Below are 19,802 nucleotides of genomic sequence, written 5' to 3'. Positions count from 1 at the left end.
CGTGGCGACCGTCCCGCCGGAGGCCCATGGCGGTGGCCTGCATCTGGCATCGATGGTGACGAGCTTCGTCGCCATCTCGCTCCTGGTGGCAACATTCGTGCTGCCGAGCCGGGTCCGCCTCCTCACCCTGTACCTCGGGGTGGAACGGCTGCTGCGGAGCCATCGGACCCTCGCGCTCGCCACGCTGGCGCTCGTGGGCGCACACGTTGGGCTTGTGCTCATGCGATCCGACGGCCCCGGCCTGGCGCTGGTCGATCTGCGCAACGCTCCGCCGCGGGCGTGGGCGGCAACGACCGCGACCATCGCCCTGGTCGTCATGGTGTGCCTCGCCATCGCCCGACGCAAGAGAAGGCCTCGCTACGAGGGATGGCGGCTCGCCCATGTGCTCTTGTCAAACATCGTGCTGCTCGGTGTCGCGCTGCACGTGTTCTGGGTGAGCGACCTCGGGGGCCATGGAGCGGGGCAGATCTGGCTTGCCGTCCTCGCGGATGTCATGATCGCAATCAGCCTGCACCGGTGGGTGTGGCGGCCGCTGCGTGCCCACCGCAACAGCTATATCGTGGATGAGGTCCGCGAGGAGTCGCCCACCGTGGTGACCGTGGTCCTGCACGCCGACGGCCACCCGGGTGTCTCCTTCCGACCGGGGCAGTTCGCCTGGCTCAAGCTCGGCGGTTCACCCTTCGTCTTCGAGGAGCACCCCTTCACGATCGCGTCGGCGGCCACCGAGCCCTGGCGCAAGGAGTCCAAGATCAAGGCACTGGGCGACTTCAGCGAGATCCTCGCCGGACTGCGTCCAGGACGGACGGTGCACCTAGACGGCCCCCACGGATCCTTCACCACCGACGGCCTGACGAACTCAAGCGGTTTCGTCTTCCTGGCCGGGGGCGTCGGGGTCACGCCCATGCTCAGCACGCTGCGGACCCTCGCCGACCGCGACGACGATCGACCCGCGCTGCTGGTCGTGGCAGGACGGACCGCCGACGACCTGCTACATCGCGCGACTACTTCATCTGCGGCCACGGCCCGATGGTGGCCGCGGCGACCAGGATCCTGGAGGAGTGGGGAGTGAGCGACGCACGAATCCACACGGAGCTTTTCGATGTGGTCTAGGACCCCAGTCAAGCCGCGCGACCGGTCGTCGCACTGAGTCATCGCGCTGCCGTCCCGAACTAATGATCGCATCGCCCCACACGACCGGCTCCGCGGCGGTGGTCTCCGTCCACGGGGAACCACATCGTCGACCTCGGACCGGCGTCGCCCTGTTGAAGCACGTCTGCTCGACTCCTGACCTGTGCCGCCGAGCGCCGTGGGCGACGACCGACGCCTCGAACAGGACGCAGCAGACTTTCGCACGGTTGCTCCGCTGGCGCTTGATTCGACACCGAGCCGGTCAGCCCTGGGGGACCAGGCATGACCTACCCGCCTGGGCTAGACCACAGTGGACACGAGAGGCACCACGCTGAAGGGTGGGCTCGCGGGGTTCTGTGGCAAGGTCCGGCGCTGCATCCGTCGCCTTATCGAAGGATCGCCATGCTTCGGCGCCTCGTCCTCTGCGTCACGATCTCCGTCATCGGGCTTCCCGTCCTGACCCAGCCGGCAGCGCATGCCGACGGGCCGGTGCCACTGGTCAGCCAGATCGCCAACGAGCCGGTCTCGGTGAGCGCCACCGAGTTCCGACGTCACCTCTTCGTCGCGGCCGACGCGGCCAGGCTCTCCGACCCGAGCAACACCTCGGACCTCTTGGCCGAGCGGGTGCTGCAGCACATGTGTGCGCTGGACCCGCAGATCGATCCTGTCGCAGCAGCCGAAGCCGTGGAGGGGCTCCGTGCGGCCGCAGAGTCGGTGACCGGGCCTGCGTTCGACTCCCGGATCTCGAGGACCATGGTCCTCTTCCAGCGGGCCGCTGCGGCCGATCAAGGCCCGGTGGCGGCAACGCTCCAACGCGCCACCACTGAGCTGATCGCACTGACGGCACAGCAGATCACCAGCGTCGCCGCGAGCACTCACGCCGAGAACGCTCTTGGCACCACCGGGGACACCGAGTCGCGCCTGCTTGCTTCCTCGACGTTCACCCCCACGGCGGTCTTGCTGGACAGCGCCACCCTGGCCGACGACAGCATGTCGTTCGCGGTCGCCCGTGACCTCGTGTGGCAGGACCTGGCTGACGTGTCGATCTCCGCCAGCACTCCCGCTCTGCTCGCCGACGCTCCGAGGCTGAAGAACAACGCAGACGTGCAGGCGTTGGCAGCGCTGCGCGACCAGTCCGGGAACCTCGAGACCACTGGCGGCGTCATCGCTGGTACGCCGACCAACCCTGCCCCGCACACCATCGGCGCCGCCATGGCGGGTCTGGACAACGCACTCGGCACCACTCGAGAGGCTGCAGCGGCAAGCACCGGCGCGACGCCGATGGATCCCGCTGTCGCTGCCCAGGCGGTCGAAGAAGCACGCGACAGCCAGACCACGCTGGCCCTGCAGACGGGCTTCCTGACCGGCGGCACGAGCGCGTCCAAGGACATCGTCGACCAGGTCGGCGCCGCCGCTGTCCAGGTGACGCTGCTGGCGATGTCGTTCAACGAGTTCGCCGGCGGCAGCATCGGCCGGGCTGCACTGTCGGGCAACGTGCTCGGTGTGGTGATGACGCTGCTGCCGGCAGTGCTGGACGCGGCCGGCGTGTTCGGGCCATCCGCCGAGGACCTCCTCTTCGCCCAGCTGGACAACATCTCCCAGCAGATGGCTGACTTCCAGAACTCGGTGAACGCCCAGTTCGCGCTGGTGTTCGAGAGTCTCGGGCAGGTCTCGGCCCAGCTGACCGACATCTCCCAGAAGCTCGACCGCGCCGTCATCGACATCGAGCAGGCGCGAGTCCAGATCGGTCAGATGTACGACAGTCTCAGCCGGCTCCAGGGATCCCTCGACGCAGTGCAGAACAACATCCTGGAGGCGTTGAGCAACGGGACCAACTCGCAGCTGCGGCAGGTCATCAGCTCCGCCCTGGGCTATGAGCAGCGCAACGACACCCCGCTACCGCTCAACGAGTTCAACAACGCTGCGGCATACCTGCACACCTTCGCCACCGTCACGGCCCGTCACAGCCCGGAGCTCAACACCGACTTCCCGTCCTTCGACCTCCAGAACGACGCCAACCAGCTGAGCACCGGAATCGCCAGCAACGTCCACTTCCTCGACCAGGTGCCGGCACAGCGGGGGTGGCGGTCCGGTCGGCTCTCCGGCCTCACGGGAGACGCACCTCAACTGGCCAACGTCGACGACTTCGTGCTCGCAGCGCGGGCGTACGCGCAGCTGATGTTGGAGAACCCGCGGTACGTCAGCGCCGGCTACCGCCGCTGGCTCAGCGACATCCAGCTGCTGGGCGCCCCGCTCGCCAACCTCACCTCGGCGATCTCCACGTCCGACACCGCTGAGGGGACGCACAGCACCCTGCTGAACCGCTTGGTCTGCGCCCGCACCATGGCGGCGTTCGCCCCGACCACCTCGCCGGCGTGCCAGGCACAGACCGAGGACACCACCCCGGTCGACACCTTGGTCAACCAGGCCTTGGGTCAGCTGACGGGCACCGTCCCCGGCTTCGACGGTCCCGGCAATCCCACCCCCTCCTCGCCGTTGACGACGACCGGCGCCACCACCTTCAACCCGTTCGTGAACAGCTCCAGCGACGGCTCCGACCTCTCCGCCCTGTGGCGCCTGATCCCCGGTCGTGAAACGGTCTCGCAGTGTGTCGCTCCCACTGGCGAGACCGCCGGCACGCTCGCCGCGATGACCCGCCCGGACTCCCTCACCCCCAACAACCACGGCGTCCCGCAGGTCTTCCAGTGGGCGGACCGGATGGGTCTCGGCAAGCTGGACGTGTGCTTCAAGACGACCGTCCGAACCACCACGGTCTCGGCATGCAAGTTCAGGGAAGACCAGTGGATGGTCGTCAACCGGCTCACCGCAGGGGAATGTGTCGACACGTTCTGGGACCCCGGAGCCTTCTCGGCCAACGTTTTCGGCGTGGTGACCAGCGTGACCTACAAGTACGACGACACCGCATTCGTGTGGACCTTCACGCCGGCGGCCTCGCCGAGCGCCCCGGTCTACGTCCAGAGCGTGGTCAGGCGTGGTGCCGCGAACGGGGCCGCACTCACAGCAAGGGCGCTTCGCGTCCTGCCGCGAGGCGGCTACTCCCAGGACACCACTCACAGCTACATCAGCGACGTGACGCTGATCGATGGAGGCAGCACGACCAGCAGGAACCTCTACGAGCTCACCAACGTCGTGGGGGCGCCGATGTACGCCGGCTCCACGACCGCCGCCCAAGTGCGTCTGGCGTGGGGCGAAGCGACCACAGCCACCGAGGGGGTCCGCTCCTACCAGGGCCACAGCGGCACCATCAGCGCCGGCGACCAGCTCGACCAGGCGATCACCGGGCTGGACCCCAAGCTCGCAGCCACCAAGGTGATCCTCGATCAGGCTGCCGTGTCCGCCAAGGCCGCCATCGACGACACCTTGGTCGACCTGCAGGGCGACGTCTACCGGGGACTCCTTCGTGGCAGCCAGACGACGGGCAACACGTCGTCCGGTCCGCTTCATGACGCGCTCATTCGCCTCGACGGCGCGAACGCGATGTTGAGCAGCTTCCTGGATCTGGGCGCCAGCGCAGCTCTGCGTGAGCGCGACCTCACCAGCCTCCCCGGTGGACTGGTCGGTTCGAAGGCCCTCGTCGATGCGATCAAGGCTGAGCTGGCGAAGACTGTCGCGGGGGAGACAGGGACCGGTCCTGATGAGCTCGTCACCGACATCCTCGACGCTGAGGCGCTGGACGAGCTCGATGGGCTGCTGCCGTCGCCGACAGTCTTGCCCGCGGGTGTCGCGGCGAGCAGCCTCCAGTCCATCGTCGGTCCGGTGCACCCCGCGCTCCAGTCGACCAACGACCAGATGACCCTGACCGCGATCGCGCTGGGGGCGCCTCCGTCGGTGACGCCGCCGCCCACCACGCCACCCACAACGCCGCCTCCGAGCCCGAGCCCCGCCCCGTCGCCCACCCCGACCCCCACTCCGACGCCGATGCCGGCGCCGCCCGTCGCTGCCCCGGTTGCGTTCATCAACGGTTGGGTGTCAGGCGCGAGGGTGACCAGGCGCTACGAGGAACGCGTCAGGGCCACCGGCGGCACGGGCACCTACACCTGGTCGCGACGAGGCAAGCTCCCGCGCGGGGTGAAGGGCAAGCCCACGAAGAGCGGGGGCGCCTACGTCATCGAGGGCAGACCGGTCATGACCGGCGTCTTCAAGTTCACCCTGACTGCGACCGACAGCGATGGAGCGAAGACCACGAGGCGCTTCAGGATTCGGGTCCGCCCTCGTTGACGCTTCTCCCTCCGGGGCGCCGAAGGTCGGCGCGCGGGAGGGGTCGCGACCTGATCGGCCGCAGACGCGCCCCGTGGGGTGATGTCGAACGGCTCGAAAAATGCGACGGTGACGACCTAGGGAAGCATTCCCACCGACCGGGAGGGCACGACCATGAGCAGCAACGACGAATCCACCGATCTCCTGACGCGCACACTGACGGAGGCCACCGAGCGTTCGGCACCACGACTGGTCTCGCCCCGGCGACCACTCGACGACTTCATCCAGGACGCCATCAGGGAAGAACGCGAGCACCCGCATCAACGCGAGTGGGCGGCGGGCGATCTCGAGAGCGGCGGTGGTCGCATGTATGTCCTGGGTGTCAAGGACGGACCCCACTTCGCGAGCGCGACCTGGCTGCACTCCGCCCTCCGACCCGCCAACTGACACGCACCGCGGGCGTCAGAACCGGTCGGCGCGCCGGAGCGGTCGGGGCCTGCCGTCGGGGTCATGGATCCAGAGGTACGGCGCAACCGCGACCGCGCGCTGGAGGACACCGAGCTTCGGCGGCTCGAGGCGCCGGAGCCGCCCGGGTGGACGTGGGCCGACCCCGTCGCAGGCGTGCCACGCGTCGAGGGCGGCTGCCGCTTCAGCGTACGCATCGAACATGGCCCGGGGCTCAGCGAGGGCGTCGACGTCCTCACGAGCTCGGTCGAGGTGCTCGGCGGCCAGCGTGAGCCGCAGGTCGAGGGCGTAGTCACCGTCGGGGTCGACGACGACCGAGGAGAGCTCGGAATCGTGGGTCCACGACCGGCGGTTGAAGTTGTCCGAGCCGATGCTGGCCCACGTGTCGTCGATGATGCAGGTCTTGGCGTGCACGTAGATGGGGGTGCCGGCGGAGTTCTCGAGGCCGTAGACGGCCACCCGGTCGGGTGCGGCGCGATACATGTCGAGCATCGCCCGACGACGCCCGAGCAGCTGCGCGTTGCGGTCGAGGCCGGTGACGTCGGGGTGCATCGGCACGACGACGATGACGCGCAGGTCGCGGTGGCGACGCAGCGCCTCGGCGAACACGTTGCCGACGTGGCCGCTCCAGAGGTACTGGTCCTCGACGTAGACGAGCCGCCGAGCCTTCCCGACCGCCTTGGTGTAGCCGCGCGCCACGCTCCGCTCCCCGCCACGGGCGAACTTGTAGTCGCGCCCCTGTCGCAGGTCGGGGTAGGTGCGCAGCAGCTGGACCGCGTGCCGACCGGCCGGCGGCGGCGGGGGCTGCTGCTCGGGCAACGGGTCGGGCGTGGTGTCGAGGCCGCGCATCCGGTCGTGGAGGACGACGATCGGGCTGCGCCGCAGGGTCGTGGGGTCCTCCCAGCGTTCGCGGAAGACCGTCTCGACGTCGTGCACGGCCGGCCCGGTGATGGCGGCCTGGATGTCGTGCCAGGGCGGGGTATCGCCGTACTCATCGGCCATGTTGTCCAGGGCCTGCGGGTCACCGCCGTGCGCCGCGTCGTCGCGGCGGGAGTAGCAGAGGTCGATGCCCCCGACGTAGGCGATGTCCCGGCTCGGGTCGTCGGCGTGCCGGATCACCACGAGCTTCTGGTGGTGCGAACCGCCCGTGCGCACCCGCATGTCGAGGATGGCCTCCACCCCTCGCCGCTGCAGCGCGCGGCCGAGCTGGGCGTTCTCCTTGGCGCTGAAGCCGATCGACTCGGTGTGGGAACGCCACACGAGGCCGCGGACGTCCACCCCACGCTCGTCGGCGTCGCCGAGCACCTTGACGACCTCGCTGCCGGGCTCACCGGTCAGCCGCTCGTCGGCGTCGCCCTGCCAATCCGTGAAGAGCACCAGGTCACCGGCGCGGGTCGCCTCGATCCGCTCGAAGAGCTCGGCGAAGTACGTCGCACCGTGGATCAGCGGCCGGACCAGGTTCCCCTCCGACCAGGCGCGCTCACCGGGGTGCTGGGCGTCGAGGCGGGTCGCAGGGTTGGCACGTTCGGTCTGGGTGAGTAGCCAGTCCTCGGGTGCGCTCACCCCCGCACTGTAGGGCGTTCGCCACGGCTCGGTGCGCAGATCAGCCGCCTGCGGCGTACGAGCCGGACCAGGACCTAGCCTTGCGCGGTGATCTGGATCGTCCTGGGACTCCTCGTGGCCTGGGTCGCCTTCGGACCTGTCGTGCTCGTCGCCGTCGTGGCCGCCCTGTGCGTGCCGCGGCTGCGGTGGTGGGTCCAGGACCGCGTCTGGATCGACCGGCGCCGCGGCGGCGCCGCCATGGGCGTGCTGGCCGTGATCGCCGGTCTCGTCGTGCTGGTCCCCGATGGCTGGTTGCCCATCCCGCCGTCGCCCGGGCTGCTCGTCATGCCCGGTTACGTCGGCCGGCCGGCCGCCGACAATCCAGTCGCTGCTGGTGCGATCGCCCAGAACCCGCACCTCGCGCCCAACGGTGCGAGCTCGAGCCACAACGACGCCTCGGGCTCGAACACCTACCCCTGGGCCGGCCCCGTCGGTCTCGAGCCGGAGGTGGACTCCACCTGGTTCGGTCTGGAGAAGTGCGCCACCCTCGCCGTCGACGCCCACGACCGCATCGTGGCGACGTGCCAGGACCCCACCGGGCCCAGCATGCACGTGATCGACCCGAAGTCGATGCGGAAGCTCGCCACCAAGGACCTGCCTGAGCCGACCGAGGACAACCCGGACGACGGCCCCTGTGAGAGTGCCTCGTTCTACCTGGACGCGGAGGGCCGGGCGATCGTGGCGACGTCGGATCGCCGGATCCTGGCAGTCCGCACGGATGATGCCGACGGGGCGGCAGACCTGACCACCGACGAGGCCTGGGACCTGACGGGAGAGGTCCCGGCCGACGACTGCCTCGTCGCGATGCTGCCCGACTGGACCGGCCGCATCTGGTTCACGACGGCCGACGGCCTGGTGGGGACCGTCGCGCCCGAGGACGGAGTCGTGAAGTCGCTCGACCTCGGGGAGGAGGTCGCGCACCCGATGGTCACCGACGAGACCGGCGGCACCTACGTCGTCACGACGCACGCCCTCCACCGACTCTCGACCGGGCCGGCCGGGCGCCCGGTCGTCGACTGGCGCACTGAGTACGACCGCGGCTCGGAGCAGAAGTCGGGACAGCCCAACCGGGGGAGCGGTACGCCGCCCACGATCATCGACGGCGGCATCGTGGCCATCACCGACAACGCCGAGCCCCGGGTGAACGTCGCCTTCTACGAACGCTCGTCCGGTCGCGAGATCTGCACCGAGCCCGTCTTCGAGTCCGAGGCCAGCGCGACCGCCAGCTCCCTCGCCTCGGTCGGTGACGGGGTGATCGTGCAGAACAACCACGGCTACGGCAGCCGGGTCGCCACGCTGCTCGGGATGGGCACCAGTCCGGGGATCGCGCGGGTGGACGTCGCCGGGGGCTCCTGTGAGCTCGTCTGGACGAGCGAGGAGATCGCCCCGTCCGGCGGCGCCAAGGTGTCGCTGGTCAACGGACTGGCCTACGCCTACACGAAGAAGCCGACCTGGTGGGGCGTCAGCACGTGGTACCTCACCGCGCTCGACGTCACCACCGGTCGGACCGTGTTCAGCGTGCGCACCGGGACCGGCCTGTGGGTGAACAACGACCGCGCCTCGCTCACCATCGCTCCCGACGGGGCTGCGTGGATCCCCACCGTGTCCGGGGTGGTGCGCGTGCGGGACCGGGTGCGGGACTAGCTACCCATTCTCAGGCGCAGGGATCGACCCCGGGGTCGCCCGGCCGTTCGATGTCGCGCTTGTCGAGGATGCGCTCGAAGACACGCGGGCGCGCAGGCATCAGCCCCTCGGCGCACATGGTGAGCATGGCGTTGTAGGTCTTCGCCGTGTCCGGCGCGCTACCGCTGAACCACACGTGCACCGCATAGCCGTCCGCGTGCGCCTTCTCGACGAAGGACCGGCTCATCACGGTGAGCCCGGAGAACGTCACCGGCACCTGGAGGGCCACGGTGCCCTCCATCGGCTTCGTGCCTCCCAGGAAGTAGGCGGCGAGAGCGGTGCGACCGAGCGCCAGCCCGATCTGGGGTGCTCGCTCGTGGAAGTCGGCCAGTGCGGCGTCGTTGAAGGACGTGACGCTCACGTCTGTACGATCCAGCCTGTTGAGCAGCGCCGCCAGCAGCTCGCCGGTGCGCAGGAACGAGACTGCGTCGTCGTCGGCGGTGCCCTTGATCTCGATGTTGATGGGGACTCCGGGGAACTCCGCGAGCACTTCACGGAGCAGGGGGACCCTGAAGTCAGAGGGGCGATAACCCTCGATCTTGCGCTTCCCGTCGCGTGCTCCCCGCAGCTTGTATGCCGCAGGGTCGGCGTCGTGGGTCGTCCCCTCGCCCTTCACGAACCAGTGGGCCGCGTCGTACTTCTTGACCTGGCGCCACGGTCGCGCCACCACCTTGCCGGTGCCGTTGGTGGTCTCGTCGAGCGTCGCGTTGTGCAGGACGACGAGCTTCTTGTCCTTGGTGGACTGGACGTCGAGCTCGATCATGTCCGAGCCGAGTGCCACGGCCCGCTTGAAGGCATACATCGTGTTGGTGGGTGCCTCCAGCTCGCCACCGGAGTGGGCCATGTTCAGGACCCGCTCCGTCAGCCAGGGGTTCTCGTCCGCTGCTTCTGCCCTCGCCGAGGCGGCCGGGGCCTGGACGGCGACGAGCGCAAGGGCGGTGAGCGAGGATGCGACAACGGCGCGAAGGGTCATGGACCTGACAGTAGGCATTCCGGCCCCCCTCGGGCGCCCCTAGGGCCAGCGCAGCCCGACCGTCTCCTCGCTGAGCTGCCACAGGCGGGCTTGCATCTCTGCGTTCATCGCCAGAGCGCGAGCCGTGACGACCTGCGGTGGGCCACCTCTCTCGCCCAGGCCGGATGGGCCGACGTAGGTGGAGCCGGGGAGGTCCGCAGTCGCGGCCATCAGGCTCGGCCACGCACCAGCATGGGCCGGCTGGGCGATCGCCTTGACCGCCGCGTCCAGGATGCTCGCGGCACCCCCACGGGCCCGGCCGAACTGCCCGTTGGCTGCCAGGTGGGTGCCCGCCAGGCCGGGGTGAGCCGCCAGGGCTCGCACCGGCAGGTCCTTGCCGCGCGCCCGTCTGTCGAGCTCGAAGGTGAAGAGCAGGTTGGCGAGCTTGGTCTCGGCGTAGACGGGCCAGCGCTGATAACGGCGCTCGGCACGTGGGTCCCCGAGCGGGACCTGGCGCGCCACCTTGTGCATCACCGACGACACCGTCACCACGCGGGCGTCACCACTGGCCACGAGCTGGGGCAGCAGCAGCCCGGTGAGGAGGAACGGGCCGAAGTGGTTGGTCGCCATCTGCGACTCGAGCCCGTCGCCGGTCCGACGGTAGGGCGGAGCCATGATGCCGGCGTTGTTGACCAGCACGTCGATCGGACCGAGTGCGCCCGCCTCGGAGGCAGCCGTCCGCACGGAGGAGAGGTCGGACAGGTCGACGACGAGCTTCTCCAGCACAGCGCCGGGGACCTCGGTCGTCATCGCGGCCTCGGTGGCGTCGAGCTTGTCGGCATTTCGCCCCGCCAGCACCACGCGGCCACCACGACGGGCCAGCTCGAGGGCGGTGAAGTGCCCCAACCCACCCTGGGTCGTGCCGGTGACGAGGATGGTGCGCCCGGTCTGGTCGGGGAGGTCGGCCAGGCTCCACGCCTGGGCCGTCGGGGTCGTCGGGCCGGTCACGGGGTCACCGCCAGGTGGTCGAGCAGCAGCTGTCCCATGGCGACGTCGCCGAAGATCTCTACGCGTCCGGGCTCCGGAAGACGCCGCCCGCCGGCCAGCAGGATGAAGGACTCCGGGTCGGTCCGCAGGCCGGTCGTCGGGTCATCAGGCACCTCACCGAGCATCACCCCCCGACCCTCCTCGGTGACCATCGCGCCGACCGGCTCCCGCCCCTCCACGTCCGCCACGACGCTGCTCCCCGGCGGTGCCTTCACCTTCTTCGCAAGCACGTATCCCAGGCTCGCCGACAGGTAGCCGATCGCGTGCCCGGCTCCGGCGGAGTCCATCCCGCCGGGCATCGCCAGGGCACGGCGGATGTCCTGCTCGTGCATCCACACGTCGAGCGGGCGGTTGCGCAGCAGGGTGCGGGTGTCCCAGCCGATGGCGCCGTACGGGCCGGGAGCGGGGGCGGTGGGGTCCGCCGGCGGGTCGGCCAGCAGCTGGGTGTGCCGCGCCGTGACGGAGCTGCGGATCTCGTTGACCAGCTCGTCGGGCGTCTTGTCACGGCGAGCGACGACGCCCTGCTCGGTGAACTGGCCCATCATTCCCCGCGCGTGCGGGGCGGCGCCGATCTCGACGTCCTCGTGCTCGCCACCGGCGACCAGCGACTCGAGGTGCGCGGTGTGGGCGACGACCGCCCGGACGTCCCAACCCGGCAGGTCGGTCGGGGTGTCCCACGCGTCGACCGGCACCTTGTCCAGCAGTGCGGTGAAGTCGTTGACCGCCTCCCACCAGACGTCGACGTAGGCGCGCAGCTGCTCGGGGGCATCGGTCATGACCAAACCCTAGGCGCTGTCGGGGACAATGACCGGATGCGTGTACGTGCTCCCGAGCTCACCGGCCGGGGGTGGCTGAACACCGCCACCCCGCTGACCCTGCGCGACCTCCGAGGTCGCTTCGTGCTGCTCGACTTCTGGACCTTCTGCTGCATCAACTGCCTGCACGTCATCGACGAGCTGCGTCCGATCGAGGAGCAGTACGCCGACGAGCTGGTCGTCATCGGCGTTCACTCGCCGAAGTTCGTGCACGAGGCCGACCCGGACGCACTCGTCGCCGCCGTCGAGCGCTACGGCGTCCACCACCCGGTGCTCGACGACCCCGACCTGACGACGTGGCAGGCCTACACGGCCCGCGCCTGGCCGACGCTGGTGCTCATCGACCCCGAGGGCTACATCGTCGGCCACTACGCCGGCGAGGGTCATGGCCACGCCATCTCCGCCCTGCTGGCCACGCTCGTCGAGGAGCACCGGTCCAGGGGCAGCCTGCAGCCCGGCGACTCGCCCTATGTGCCACCCGTCGTAGAGCCCACCGACCTCAGGTTCCCGGCCAAGGCCGTCCCACTCCCGGACGGCCGGGCGCTGGTGGCGGACGCCGGCCACGACCAGGTCGTCCTGCTCGCGGCCGACGGCTCGGTCGAGCGGCGGTTCCCCGGCTTCCGCGAGCCCAACGGGCTGTGCCTCGTCCCGGCCGATCTCGACCTCGGCTACGACGTGGTCGTCGCCGACACCGTGGGCCACCGGCTGGCCGGGCTGTCGCTCGACTCGGGAGCGGTGAGCACCCTGGCCGGCGACGGCCGACAGTGGTTCGCCGGCGACGGCACGTCTCGGCTCAGCAGCCCCTGGGACGTCGTGTGGTGGCAGGACCGGGTGTGGATCGCGATGGCCGGCGTGCACCAGCTCTGGACGTACGACCCGGTCACCAAGGACGTTGCGATCGCCGCCGGCACGGCCAACGAGGGGTTGCTCGACGGGCCGCTCGAGCAGGCGTGGTTCGCGCAGACGAGCGGGTTCGCCGTCGATGGGGAGCGGCTGTGGCTCGCCGACTCCGAGACCTCGTCGCTCCGCTACGTCGAGGGCGGGCAGGTCCACACCGTCGTCGGCACCGGCCTCTTCGACTTCGGCTTCCGTGACGGGCCGACCGACCAGGCACTCCTCCAGCACCCGCTCGGCGTGGCCGTCCTCCCCGACGGCTCGGTGGCGATCGCCGACACCTACAACGGGGCAGTCCGTCGCCTGGCCGGGGGTCAGCTGACCACCATCGCCAGCGACCTCAGGGAGCCGAGCGGGCTGTACGTCGACCAGGGGCAGCTCGTCGTCGTCGAGTCCGGCGCCCACCGACTCACCCGCATCCCCCTCGACGCTCGCGTGGCCGCTGACGACTTCAGCCACACCACGCAGCGGCCGGTGACCGAGGTGGGTCCCACGCTGCGCCTTGACGTCCCCTTCGCCCCGCCGCCTGGACAGAAGGTCGACGACCGCTTCGGCCCGTCCTCACAGCTGCTGGTGACAGCCACCCCGCCGGGGTTGCTGCGGGAGGGCGAGGGCCGCGGCACCGACCTCACGCGCGAGCTGGTGCTGGACCCCCACGTGGGCGAGGGCGTGCTCCACGTCGCCGCTCGCGCCGCCTCCTGCGACATCGACGGAGGGGAAGGGGCCGCCTGTCGCATGCACCAGCAGGACTGGGGCGTCCCGGTGCGCATCGACCCTGCCGGGACTGCGGTCCTGACCCTGCCGCTGGGCGGCGCTTGGACCTGAGTCCTCCCGAGACTCAGGTCCAAGCGGTGATGTAGACGCGCGGACGTTGGTCGCCCGAGGAGCGTTGCGCCGCGCTCCGGGGGCGCACCGGCACCGACCTCGGTCCGCGTGTCTACGCGCGACCGTGCCGTGACGGGTTCCCCCGAACCAGGGCGACGACGGTCTATGGTCGAAGGACGGCGCCCGCACCCGCGACGCCCCGGACTCGCAAGGGAGCTCGTCATGGGTTTTGGTGTTGGCATCGTCCTGGTGGTCATCGGCCTGATCCTTCTCACGGGGGCGGTTGAGCTCCCGGCCTCGGTCGAGGACGTGGTCGCCACCACGACCGTCGGCTGGATCCTCCTGCTGGCCGGGATCCTCGGCATCGTCCTCGGGCTGGTCGCCTCGCGGCGTACCTCGCACACCACGGTCGTGGAGGAGCAGCACCGCGACGTCTGACGCGGCAGCCGCGGTCCCCTAGAGCCAGCCGTTGGCCTGGGCGAGACGGGCAGCCTCCGCTCGGGTCGTGGCGCCCGTCTTGCCGATCGCCGCGGACAGGTGGTTGCGGACGGTGCCCTCGGACAGGTGCGCGCGGGCCGCGATCCCCGCCACTGGAGACCCGTCCAGCGCGAGCCGGAGGATCTCCGCCTCGCGGGACGTCAACGGGCTGGGCCCGGCCATCAGCGACTCGGCCGCGAGGTCCGGGTCGATCACGCGCAGGCCCTGATGGACACGGCGTACGGCGTCAGCGAGCTGTTTGGCAGGGGTGTCCTTGACCAGGAATCCTGCGGCACCGGCGTCCAGCGCCCGACGGACGTAGCCCGGGCGGCCAACGGTCGTCACGATCAGCGACCGCACTGCCGGTAGCTCTGCCCGGAGAGCCGCCGCGGCCTCGATCCCGGAGAGGCCCGGCATCTCGATGTCCAGCAAGCACACCTCGGCCCCGGACTCCCGGGCGGCGGTCACGGCCTCGTCGCCGCGGCCGACCTGGGCGACCACCTCGATGTCGGCCTCGAGGTCGAGCAGGGCGGCGAGGGCTCCGCGGACGAGGGCCTGGTCGTCGGCCAGCAGGATCCTGATCACGGCAGCTCCACCTACACCCGGGTGCCCGGTGCGGCGTCGTGCAGCGTCAGGGTGCCGCCCGCCCCCGAGACGCGTTCACGCATGCCCCGCAGGCCGTTGCGCTCGCGCTCGTGGATGCCGGCACCGTCGTCGGTGACGCTCATCCCTCGCTGTCCGAGCTCGATCACGACCGAGCGTGCCCTCGCGTGCCGGACGACGTTGGTCACCGACTCGCGCAGCACCCACGCGAGCAGCACCCGGTGCCGGGGGTCGGTGTCGACGACGCTGCCGAGCAGGCGCGTCTCGACGCCGGTATCGGCGAGCACCTGGGGCGCCGCTGCCAGCTCGGCGTCCAGGTTGGCGGCGCGCAGGCCGCCGACGGTGGCCCGGATCTCGGCGAGCGCCTGCCGGGCCGTCGCCTGGATCGACTCGAGCTCGGCCTTGGCGCGGGCGGGGTCGACATCGATCAACCGGGACGCGAGCTCCGCCTTGATGGACAGCGCTGTCAGCGAGTGGCCGAGCACGTCGTGCAGGTCGCGGGCGACCCGCTCGCGCTCGGCGACGAGGGCGAGCCCTGACCGCGCTTCTCGTGCCCGGTCCTCCACCGCGGTGAAGATGCGGATCGCGGTGCAGAACCCGATGATCGGCCACACCAGCAGGAAGAACAAGAGCGGGAAGTCGCCGTCCACCAAGGAGATCACCGGTAGGGCAGCGGTGGCCGCCGTCGTCCACTTCCACCACGGCGCAGGGACGACCAGCGCGGAGAACGCCCCGAGATAGGGCGTCAGACCGATCGCATCGATCCCGGTGACCGGCACCGTGGCCAGGACCAGCGCGGCCATGGCGAACCAGACCCGGAGCGCGTGCTCCTGCCAGACGCTCCAGCCGAGGAGGTAGACCACGCCGTAGGCCGCCGACCCAGCCCCACCGCTCCCACGGCGTGGGCGCGGCTTCTGGAGGTGACGGCGTCACACCCGCTCCTGGCGTCGCCGGAGCCCCCAGACCGCCAGCGCCGCGAAGATCACCGTCCACGCGCACACGTTAGCGAGCAACAGCCACACCGAGTCGTGACCAGCATTCAAGGGCCGAGCCGGCCCAGACGATCGCAGCGCTGGCAATCCAGTCGACGGTGTTGCCCTCGGAGCCGGTGCCCGCCCCGATCGCATAGATCAGCGCGATCGGGACAGCTGCGACCAGCATGGCGACACCGGTCTTGATGGCCACGAAGGCAAGTGGTGCCAGCGGCGTCAGTGCGATCTGGCGACCCCAGCCCATCGTCTGCTCGGTGGCCGCGGCGCCGACGACGGTGGTGGTGGCGGTGACAGCGCCGTACGCCGCCATCGAGACCATGACGTACATCGCGACGTTCGCACTGCCGTAGGCCTCGTCGTCGCCCATCCCGAAGACGAAGAACAAGAACGCGGGCAGCGCCACGATGAAGAACATCCCCATCTTGTCGCGCAGCTGCCGCTTGAGATCGAGCCCGGCGTAGACGACAGGCATCGGACGGGTGGTACGCCGAACGGAGCGCGTGGCCACGTCGGGACTGGGGGTTGTCAGCGTGCTCATCGCAGTGCCTCCTGGGAGTCGGTGGGGTTGTCGATCGGGTCGCCGGTCAGGGCGAGGAACGCGGCCTCGAGGCTGGCGCTCGCGACCTCGAGGTCGGTGATGCCCAGGGGCGCGATCGCGCGGCGGACCTCCTCGAGCCAGCCGGGGTCCACCCCGTGGGTCCCGACGCGGTCGGCCGGCGGGCGGAAGGTGATCGTCTGAGCGCCGTACGCCGCCCGCACCTCCGCGGTCGGGCCGTCGGCCGCGATGCGACCGCGGGCCATCAGCACGGTGCGGTCGGCGAAGGCGTCGGCCTCGGCGAGGTAGTGGGTGGCAAATACGATGGTGCGGCCCTCGGCCGCGTCGGCCCGCATGGTCTCCCAGAACTCGTGTCGCGCTCCCGCGTCCATGCCGGTGGTCGGCTCGTCCAGGATCACCAGGTCCGGGTCGGGGACCAGTGCCAGTGCGAACTTGAGGCGTTGCTGCTCGCCGCCCGAGCAGGCCTGGACCTGCCGGCCGGCGATCGGCCCCAGCCCTGCGCGTTCGATGGCGACGTCGACCCGCTCAGGTCGTCCGTGCAGCGCCGCGATCGCGCGGACCGTCTCGCGCACCGTGACGTCGGGCAGCAGCCCGCCCGTCTGCATGACGGCCGAGACCCGGCCGTCCACGACCGCGCGGTGGGGCGTGGTGCCGTACACCTCGACCGTGCCGCTGGTGGGCGCGGTCAGCCCCAGCAGCATGTCGACGGTGGTGGTCTTGCCGGCACCGTTCGGGCCCAGGAAGGCCACGATCTCGCCGGGGTGGATCGTGAGGTCGACACTGTCGACGGCGCTGACGGTCTCGCCGCTGGGTGTCCGGAAGTGCTTGGTCAGGCCGATCGCCCGGAGTGCTGGTGTGGTCATGGCTCCAGCCTGTCGTCACCCCGGCCCGGGGACTCGGGGGAGACCTCACCACAAACCCGTGACAACTGTCATCGGTCGGCGCCTGCCCATCACGACTGAGCGGTGAGTCACCCACATTTCCTGATCCAGGAATGTGGCTGACTCACCGCTGCGAGGGGAGCAGCCGTCAGGTCAGAACGCGGCTTCGTCGAGGTCCATCAGCGCGAGGTCGACGCCCTCGGCGATGGCGCGCTCGGCGGTCAGGCGCGGCAGGTTGGTCTGCGCGAAGAACTGCGCGGCCGCGATCTTGCCTTCGTAGAACGCCTTGTCCTTCCCGGGGTCCCCACCCAGCTTCTCGAGTGCGATCTCGGCCTGGCGCAACAGCAGCCAGCCGCACACGACGTCACCGAGCGCCATCAGCAGGCGGGTGGTGTTGAGGCCCACCTTGTAGATGTTGCGCAGGTCGCCGCCCTCGGCAGTGACATCGGCGGACATGAGGTCGCTGATCATGTGGGCGACCATGGCGTTGACGTCCTCCAAGGCGGTCGCAAGCAGGGTGCGCTCCATCTTCAGGCGGCCGTTGCCGGCCTCGCTGGCGATGAAGCCCTCGATCTCCTTGGCCAGGTGGCCGAGCGCGCGACCCTGGTCCTTGACGATCTTGCGGAAGAAGAAGTCCTGGCCCTGGATCGCGGTGGTGCCCTCGTAGAGCGTGTCGATCTTCGCGTCGCGGACGTACTGCTCGACGGGGTACTCCTGGAGGAAGCCCGAACCGCCGAAGGTCTGCAGCGACTCCGTCCCGAGCAGCACCCAGGACCGCTCCGAGCCGTAGCCCTTGACGATCGGGAGCAACAGGTCGTTGACCGCGGCCGCGAGCTCGTCCTTCTCGCCGTTGTGCTCGGCCACCATCACGCGGTCCTGCCACGTCGCGGTGTAGAGCACCAGGGCACGCATGGCCTCGGCGAACGATTTCTGCGTCATCAGCGATCGACGCACGTCGGGGTGGTGGGTGATCGTCACGCGCGGTGCGGTCTTGTCGGCCGCCTGCGTCAGGTCGGCCCCCTGGACGCGCTCCTTCGCGAACTCCAGCGCGTTGAGGTAGCCCGTGGAGAGCGTGGCGATCGCCTTGGTGCCCACCATCATCCGGGCGTTCTCGATGACGTCGAACATCTGCGCGATGCCGTTGTGCACCTCTCCGAGCAGCCAGCCCCGGGCGGGCTCGCCGCCGCCGACCTGCGGGTCGCCGAAGGTGACCTCGCAGGTGTTGGAGACCTTGATGCCCATCTTGTGCTCGACGTTGGTGACGTAGACGCCGTTGCGCTCGCCGGTCAGCTCGCCGGTCTCGAGGTCGAAGTGGTGCTCGGGCATCCAGAAGAGCGAGAGGCCCTTCGTGCCGGGACCGCCCGCGCCGTCCACGCCCTCGGGACGGGCCAGCACGAGGTGCATGATGTTCTCGCTCATGTCGTGCGTGGCGCTGGTGATGAAGCGCTTGACGCCGGTGATGTTCCACGTGCCGTCGTCGTTGGCGACCGCCTTGGCGCGGCCGGCACCGACGTCGGAACCGGCGTCGGGCTCGGTGAGCACCATGGTGCAGCCCCACTGGCGGTCGACCATGTACTGCGCGACCTGCTTGTCGCGCTCGTTGCCGTTGCGGTGGACCACGTTGGCGAACGCCGGCCCGGCGGCGTACATCCACACCGGGGCGTTGGCGCCCAGCACCATCTCGCCGATGGCCCAGATGAGGGACGAGGGGGCGGGCGTGCCGCCCATCTCCTCGAAGACCTGCAGGCGCCAGAACTCGGAGTCCATCCACGCCTGGTAGCTGGCCTTGAACGACGCCGGCACGGGGGCGGTGTGCGTCTCGGGGTCGAAGACCGGCGGGTTGCGGTCGCTGTCCTCGTACGACGATGCGAGGTCCTCGCGGGAGAGGCGCTCGACCTCGCGCAGGATCTCGCGCGCGCTCTCTCCGTCGATCTCGCCGAAGGGCCCGGAGCCGAGCACGTCGTCGCGGCCGAGCACCTCGAAGAGGTTGAACTCGATGTCGCGGAGGTTGGTCTTGTAGTGGCTCACTGCTTCCACCTGTTCATGTGCGGGAGGGTCCGGGATGAGGGCCTGCGAGGGTGATTACTCGCCGGTAACAAAATCATGCCTCGCCGGAGCGGCTCACGCAACACGAACGGCGGATGTCGCGGATCACAGTCCGCGACGCCGTTCGACGCCGTTCGACGGCGTACGCGCGACGCCTCCGGGCGACCTGCGGTGCAACAACAACTGTCTTGGCCGACTTATCTGACAAACTGCGCACATGCGCGTCTCCGCCAAAGCCGACTATGCCCTCCGGGCGCTGATCGAGATCGCGGTGCGCACCGATGGCACGGCCGTCAGCGCCGAGCAGCTCGGCAAGGCCCAGGGGATCCCGCACGGCTTCCTCCAGGCCATCCTCGCCGACCTCCGCCGCGCCGACATCGTGGTGTCGCAGCGCGGTCAGTCGGGCGGCTGGCGCTTCGCGCGGGAGCCGCGCTCGGTCACCGTCGCCGACGTGATCCGCGCGGTCGACGGCCCGCTGGTCTCGGTCTACGGCCTGCGCCCCGAGGCGGTGGCGTACGACGACTCCGCCCAGGTGCTGCAGCACGTGTGGATCGCGGCCCGCAGCTCGCTGCGGATGGTCTTCGAGCAGGTCACCATCCAGGACCTCGCCGACGGCAG

16 protein-coding genes are annotated in these 19,802 nt (G+C 70.1%); 7 read left to right on the top strand and 9 right to left on the bottom strand.

The features are described 5' to 3' along the window. The first annotated feature begins 1 nt into the window (after position 1). From JWN68_RS13650 to JWN68_RS13640, 3 genes are all read left to right on the top strand, one after another. On the top strand, positions 2–1,069 hold the full coding sequence (locus JWN68_RS13650; protein ID WP_297739808.1) for a ferric reductase-like transmembrane domain-containing protein: 1,068 nt from the start codon (positions 2–4) through the stop codon (positions 1,067–1,069). A 461-nt stretch (positions 1,070–1,530) separates the two neighbouring features. Continuing rightward, the gene (locus JWN68_RS13645) at positions 1,531–5,367 is read left to right on the top strand and encodes a putative Ig domain-containing protein (RefSeq protein ID WP_297739806.1); all 3,837 of its coding nucleotides are present in this window, start codon (positions 1,531–1,533) and stop codon (positions 5,365–5,367) included. Positions 5,368–5,520: 153 nt separating this feature from the next. Continuing rightward, complete coding sequence (locus tag JWN68_RS13640; protein WP_297739804.1) at positions 5,521–5,793, top strand: hypothetical protein; 273 nt, start codon at positions 5,521–5,523, stop codon at positions 5,791–5,793. Positions 5,794–5,808: 15 nt separating this feature from the next. Here JWN68_RS13640 and JWN68_RS13635 read toward each other — a convergent pair whose 3' ends face one another. Then, positions 5,809–7,374 (bottom strand): phospholipase D-like domain-containing protein, encoded by a 1,566-nt coding sequence (locus JWN68_RS13635; protein WP_297739802.1) that lies wholly within the window; start codon positions 7,372–7,374, stop codon positions 5,809–5,811. A gap of 87 nt (positions 7,375–7,461) precedes the next feature. Here JWN68_RS13635 and JWN68_RS13630 point away from each other — a divergent pair, with 87 nt between their 5' ends. Then, positions 7,462–9,057, top strand: coding sequence for a hypothetical protein (locus JWN68_RS13630; RefSeq protein WP_297739800.1), 1,596 nt, complete (start codon positions 7,462–7,464; stop codon positions 9,055–9,057). 10 nt (positions 9,058–9,067) lie between these two features. On the opposite strand, the gene JWN68_RS13625 is transcribed toward JWN68_RS13630, so the two are convergent. From JWN68_RS13625 to JWN68_RS13615, 3 genes are read right to left on the bottom strand one after another with little or no spacing between them, the layout of a single operon-like run. After that, positions 9,068–10,069, bottom strand: a complete 1,002-nt coding sequence (locus tag JWN68_RS13625) for a glycerophosphodiester phosphodiesterase family protein (RefSeq protein WP_297739798.1) — start codon at positions 10,067–10,069, stop codon at positions 9,068–9,070. A 39-nt stretch (positions 10,070–10,108) separates the two neighbouring features. Beyond that, positions 10,109–11,056, bottom strand: a complete 948-nt coding sequence (locus JWN68_RS13620) for an oxidoreductase (protein WP_297739796.1) — start codon at positions 11,054–11,056, stop codon at positions 10,109–10,111. Next, positions 11,053–11,871, bottom strand: a complete 819-nt coding sequence (locus JWN68_RS13615) for a maleylpyruvate isomerase family mycothiol-dependent enzyme (RefSeq protein ID WP_297739794.1) — start codon at positions 11,869–11,871, stop codon at positions 11,053–11,055. Before JWN68_RS13615 ends, JWN68_RS13620 begins: the two co-directional genes overlap by 4 nt. Before the next feature lie 36 nt (positions 11,872–11,907). Between JWN68_RS13615 and JWN68_RS13610 the strand changes: the two genes are divergently transcribed. After that, positions 11,908–13,629 (top strand): NHL domain-containing thioredoxin family protein, encoded by a 1,722-nt coding sequence (locus JWN68_RS13610; RefSeq protein WP_297739792.1) that lies wholly within the window; start codon positions 11,908–11,910, stop codon positions 13,627–13,629. Between the two features lie 222 nt (positions 13,630–13,851). After that, positions 13,852–14,067: a DUF6458 family protein gene (locus JWN68_RS13605; protein WP_297739790.1), complete on the top strand. Its 216-nt coding sequence runs from the start codon at positions 13,852–13,854 to the stop codon at positions 14,065–14,067. An 18-nt stretch (positions 14,068–14,085) separates the two neighbouring features. Here JWN68_RS13605 and JWN68_RS13600 read toward each other — a convergent pair whose 3' ends face one another. From JWN68_RS13600 to JWN68_RS13580, 5 genes are all read right to left on the bottom strand, one after another. Beyond that, complete coding sequence (locus JWN68_RS13600) at positions 14,086–14,691, bottom strand: response regulator transcription factor (protein ID WP_297739789.1); 606 nt, start codon at positions 14,689–14,691, stop codon at positions 14,086–14,088. Positions 14,692–14,702: 11 nt separating this feature from the next. After that, positions 14,703–15,572: a histidine kinase gene (locus tag JWN68_RS13595; RefSeq protein ID WP_297739788.1), complete on the bottom strand. Its 870-nt coding sequence runs from the start codon at positions 15,570–15,572 to the stop codon at positions 14,703–14,705. A gap of 139 nt (positions 15,573–15,711) precedes the next feature. Further along, complete coding sequence (locus JWN68_RS13590) at positions 15,712–16,239, bottom strand: hypothetical protein (protein WP_297739787.1); 528 nt, start codon at positions 16,237–16,239, stop codon at positions 15,712–15,714. After that, positions 16,236–17,120 (bottom strand): ABC transporter ATP-binding protein, encoded by an 885-nt coding sequence (locus JWN68_RS13585; protein WP_297739786.1) that lies wholly within the window; start codon positions 17,118–17,120, stop codon positions 16,236–16,238. The genes JWN68_RS13590 and JWN68_RS13585 overlap by 4 nt, the downstream gene beginning before the upstream one ends. 171 nt (positions 17,121–17,291) lie before the next feature. Next, on the bottom strand, positions 17,292–19,166 hold the full coding sequence (locus JWN68_RS13580) for an acyl-CoA dehydrogenase (protein WP_297739784.1): 1,875 nt from the start codon (positions 19,164–19,166) through the stop codon (positions 17,292–17,294). Between the two features lie 235 nt (positions 19,167–19,401). Between JWN68_RS13580 and JWN68_RS13575 the strand changes: the two genes are divergently transcribed. Beyond that, positions 19,402–19,802 (top strand): Rrf2 family transcriptional regulator (locus JWN68_RS13575; RefSeq protein WP_297739783.1); only part of this gene is annotated, 401 nt, incomplete at its 3' end.

The organism is Nocardioides sp., from assembly GCF_025964975.1.
GTDB lineage: Bacteria > Actinomycetota > Actinomycetes > Propionibacteriales > Nocardioidaceae > Nocardioides.
Note: the sequence above shows the minus strand (reverse complement) of the source record. Positions and strands in the feature narration are given on the sequence as shown.

Excerpts from the sequence above, each read along its gene's own strand:
- JWN68_RS13645 (WP_297739806.1), top strand. The coding sequence starts at position 1,531 with ATGCTTCGGCGCCTCGTCCTCTGCGTCACGATCTCCGTCATCGGGCTT.
- JWN68_RS13625 (WP_297739798.1), bottom strand. The coding sequence starts at position 10,069 with ATGACCCTTCGCGCCGTTGTCGCATCCTCGCTCACCGCCCTTGCGCTC.
- JWN68_RS13590 (WP_297739787.1), bottom strand. The coding sequence starts at position 16,239 with ATGAGCACGCTGACAACCCCCAGTCCCGACGTGGCCACGCGCTCCGTT.
- JWN68_RS13610 (WP_297739792.1), top strand. The coding sequence starts at position 11,908 with ATGCGTGTACGTGCTCCCGAGCTCACCGGCCGGGGGTGGCTGAACACC.
- JWN68_RS13605 (WP_297739790.1), top strand. The coding sequence starts at position 13,852 with ATGGGTTTTGGTGTTGGCATCGTCCTGGTGGTCATCGGCCTGATCCTT.
- JWN68_RS13585 (WP_297739786.1), bottom strand. The coding sequence starts at position 17,120 with ATGACCACACCAGCACTCCGGGCGATCGGCCTGACCAAGCACTTCCGG.
- JWN68_RS13640 (WP_297739804.1), top strand. The coding sequence starts at position 5,521 with ATGAGCAGCAACGACGAATCCACCGATCTCCTGACGCGCACACTGACG.
- JWN68_RS13615 (WP_297739794.1), bottom strand. The coding sequence starts at position 11,871 with ATGACCGATGCCCCCGAGCAGCTGCGCGCCTACGTCGACGTCTGGTGG.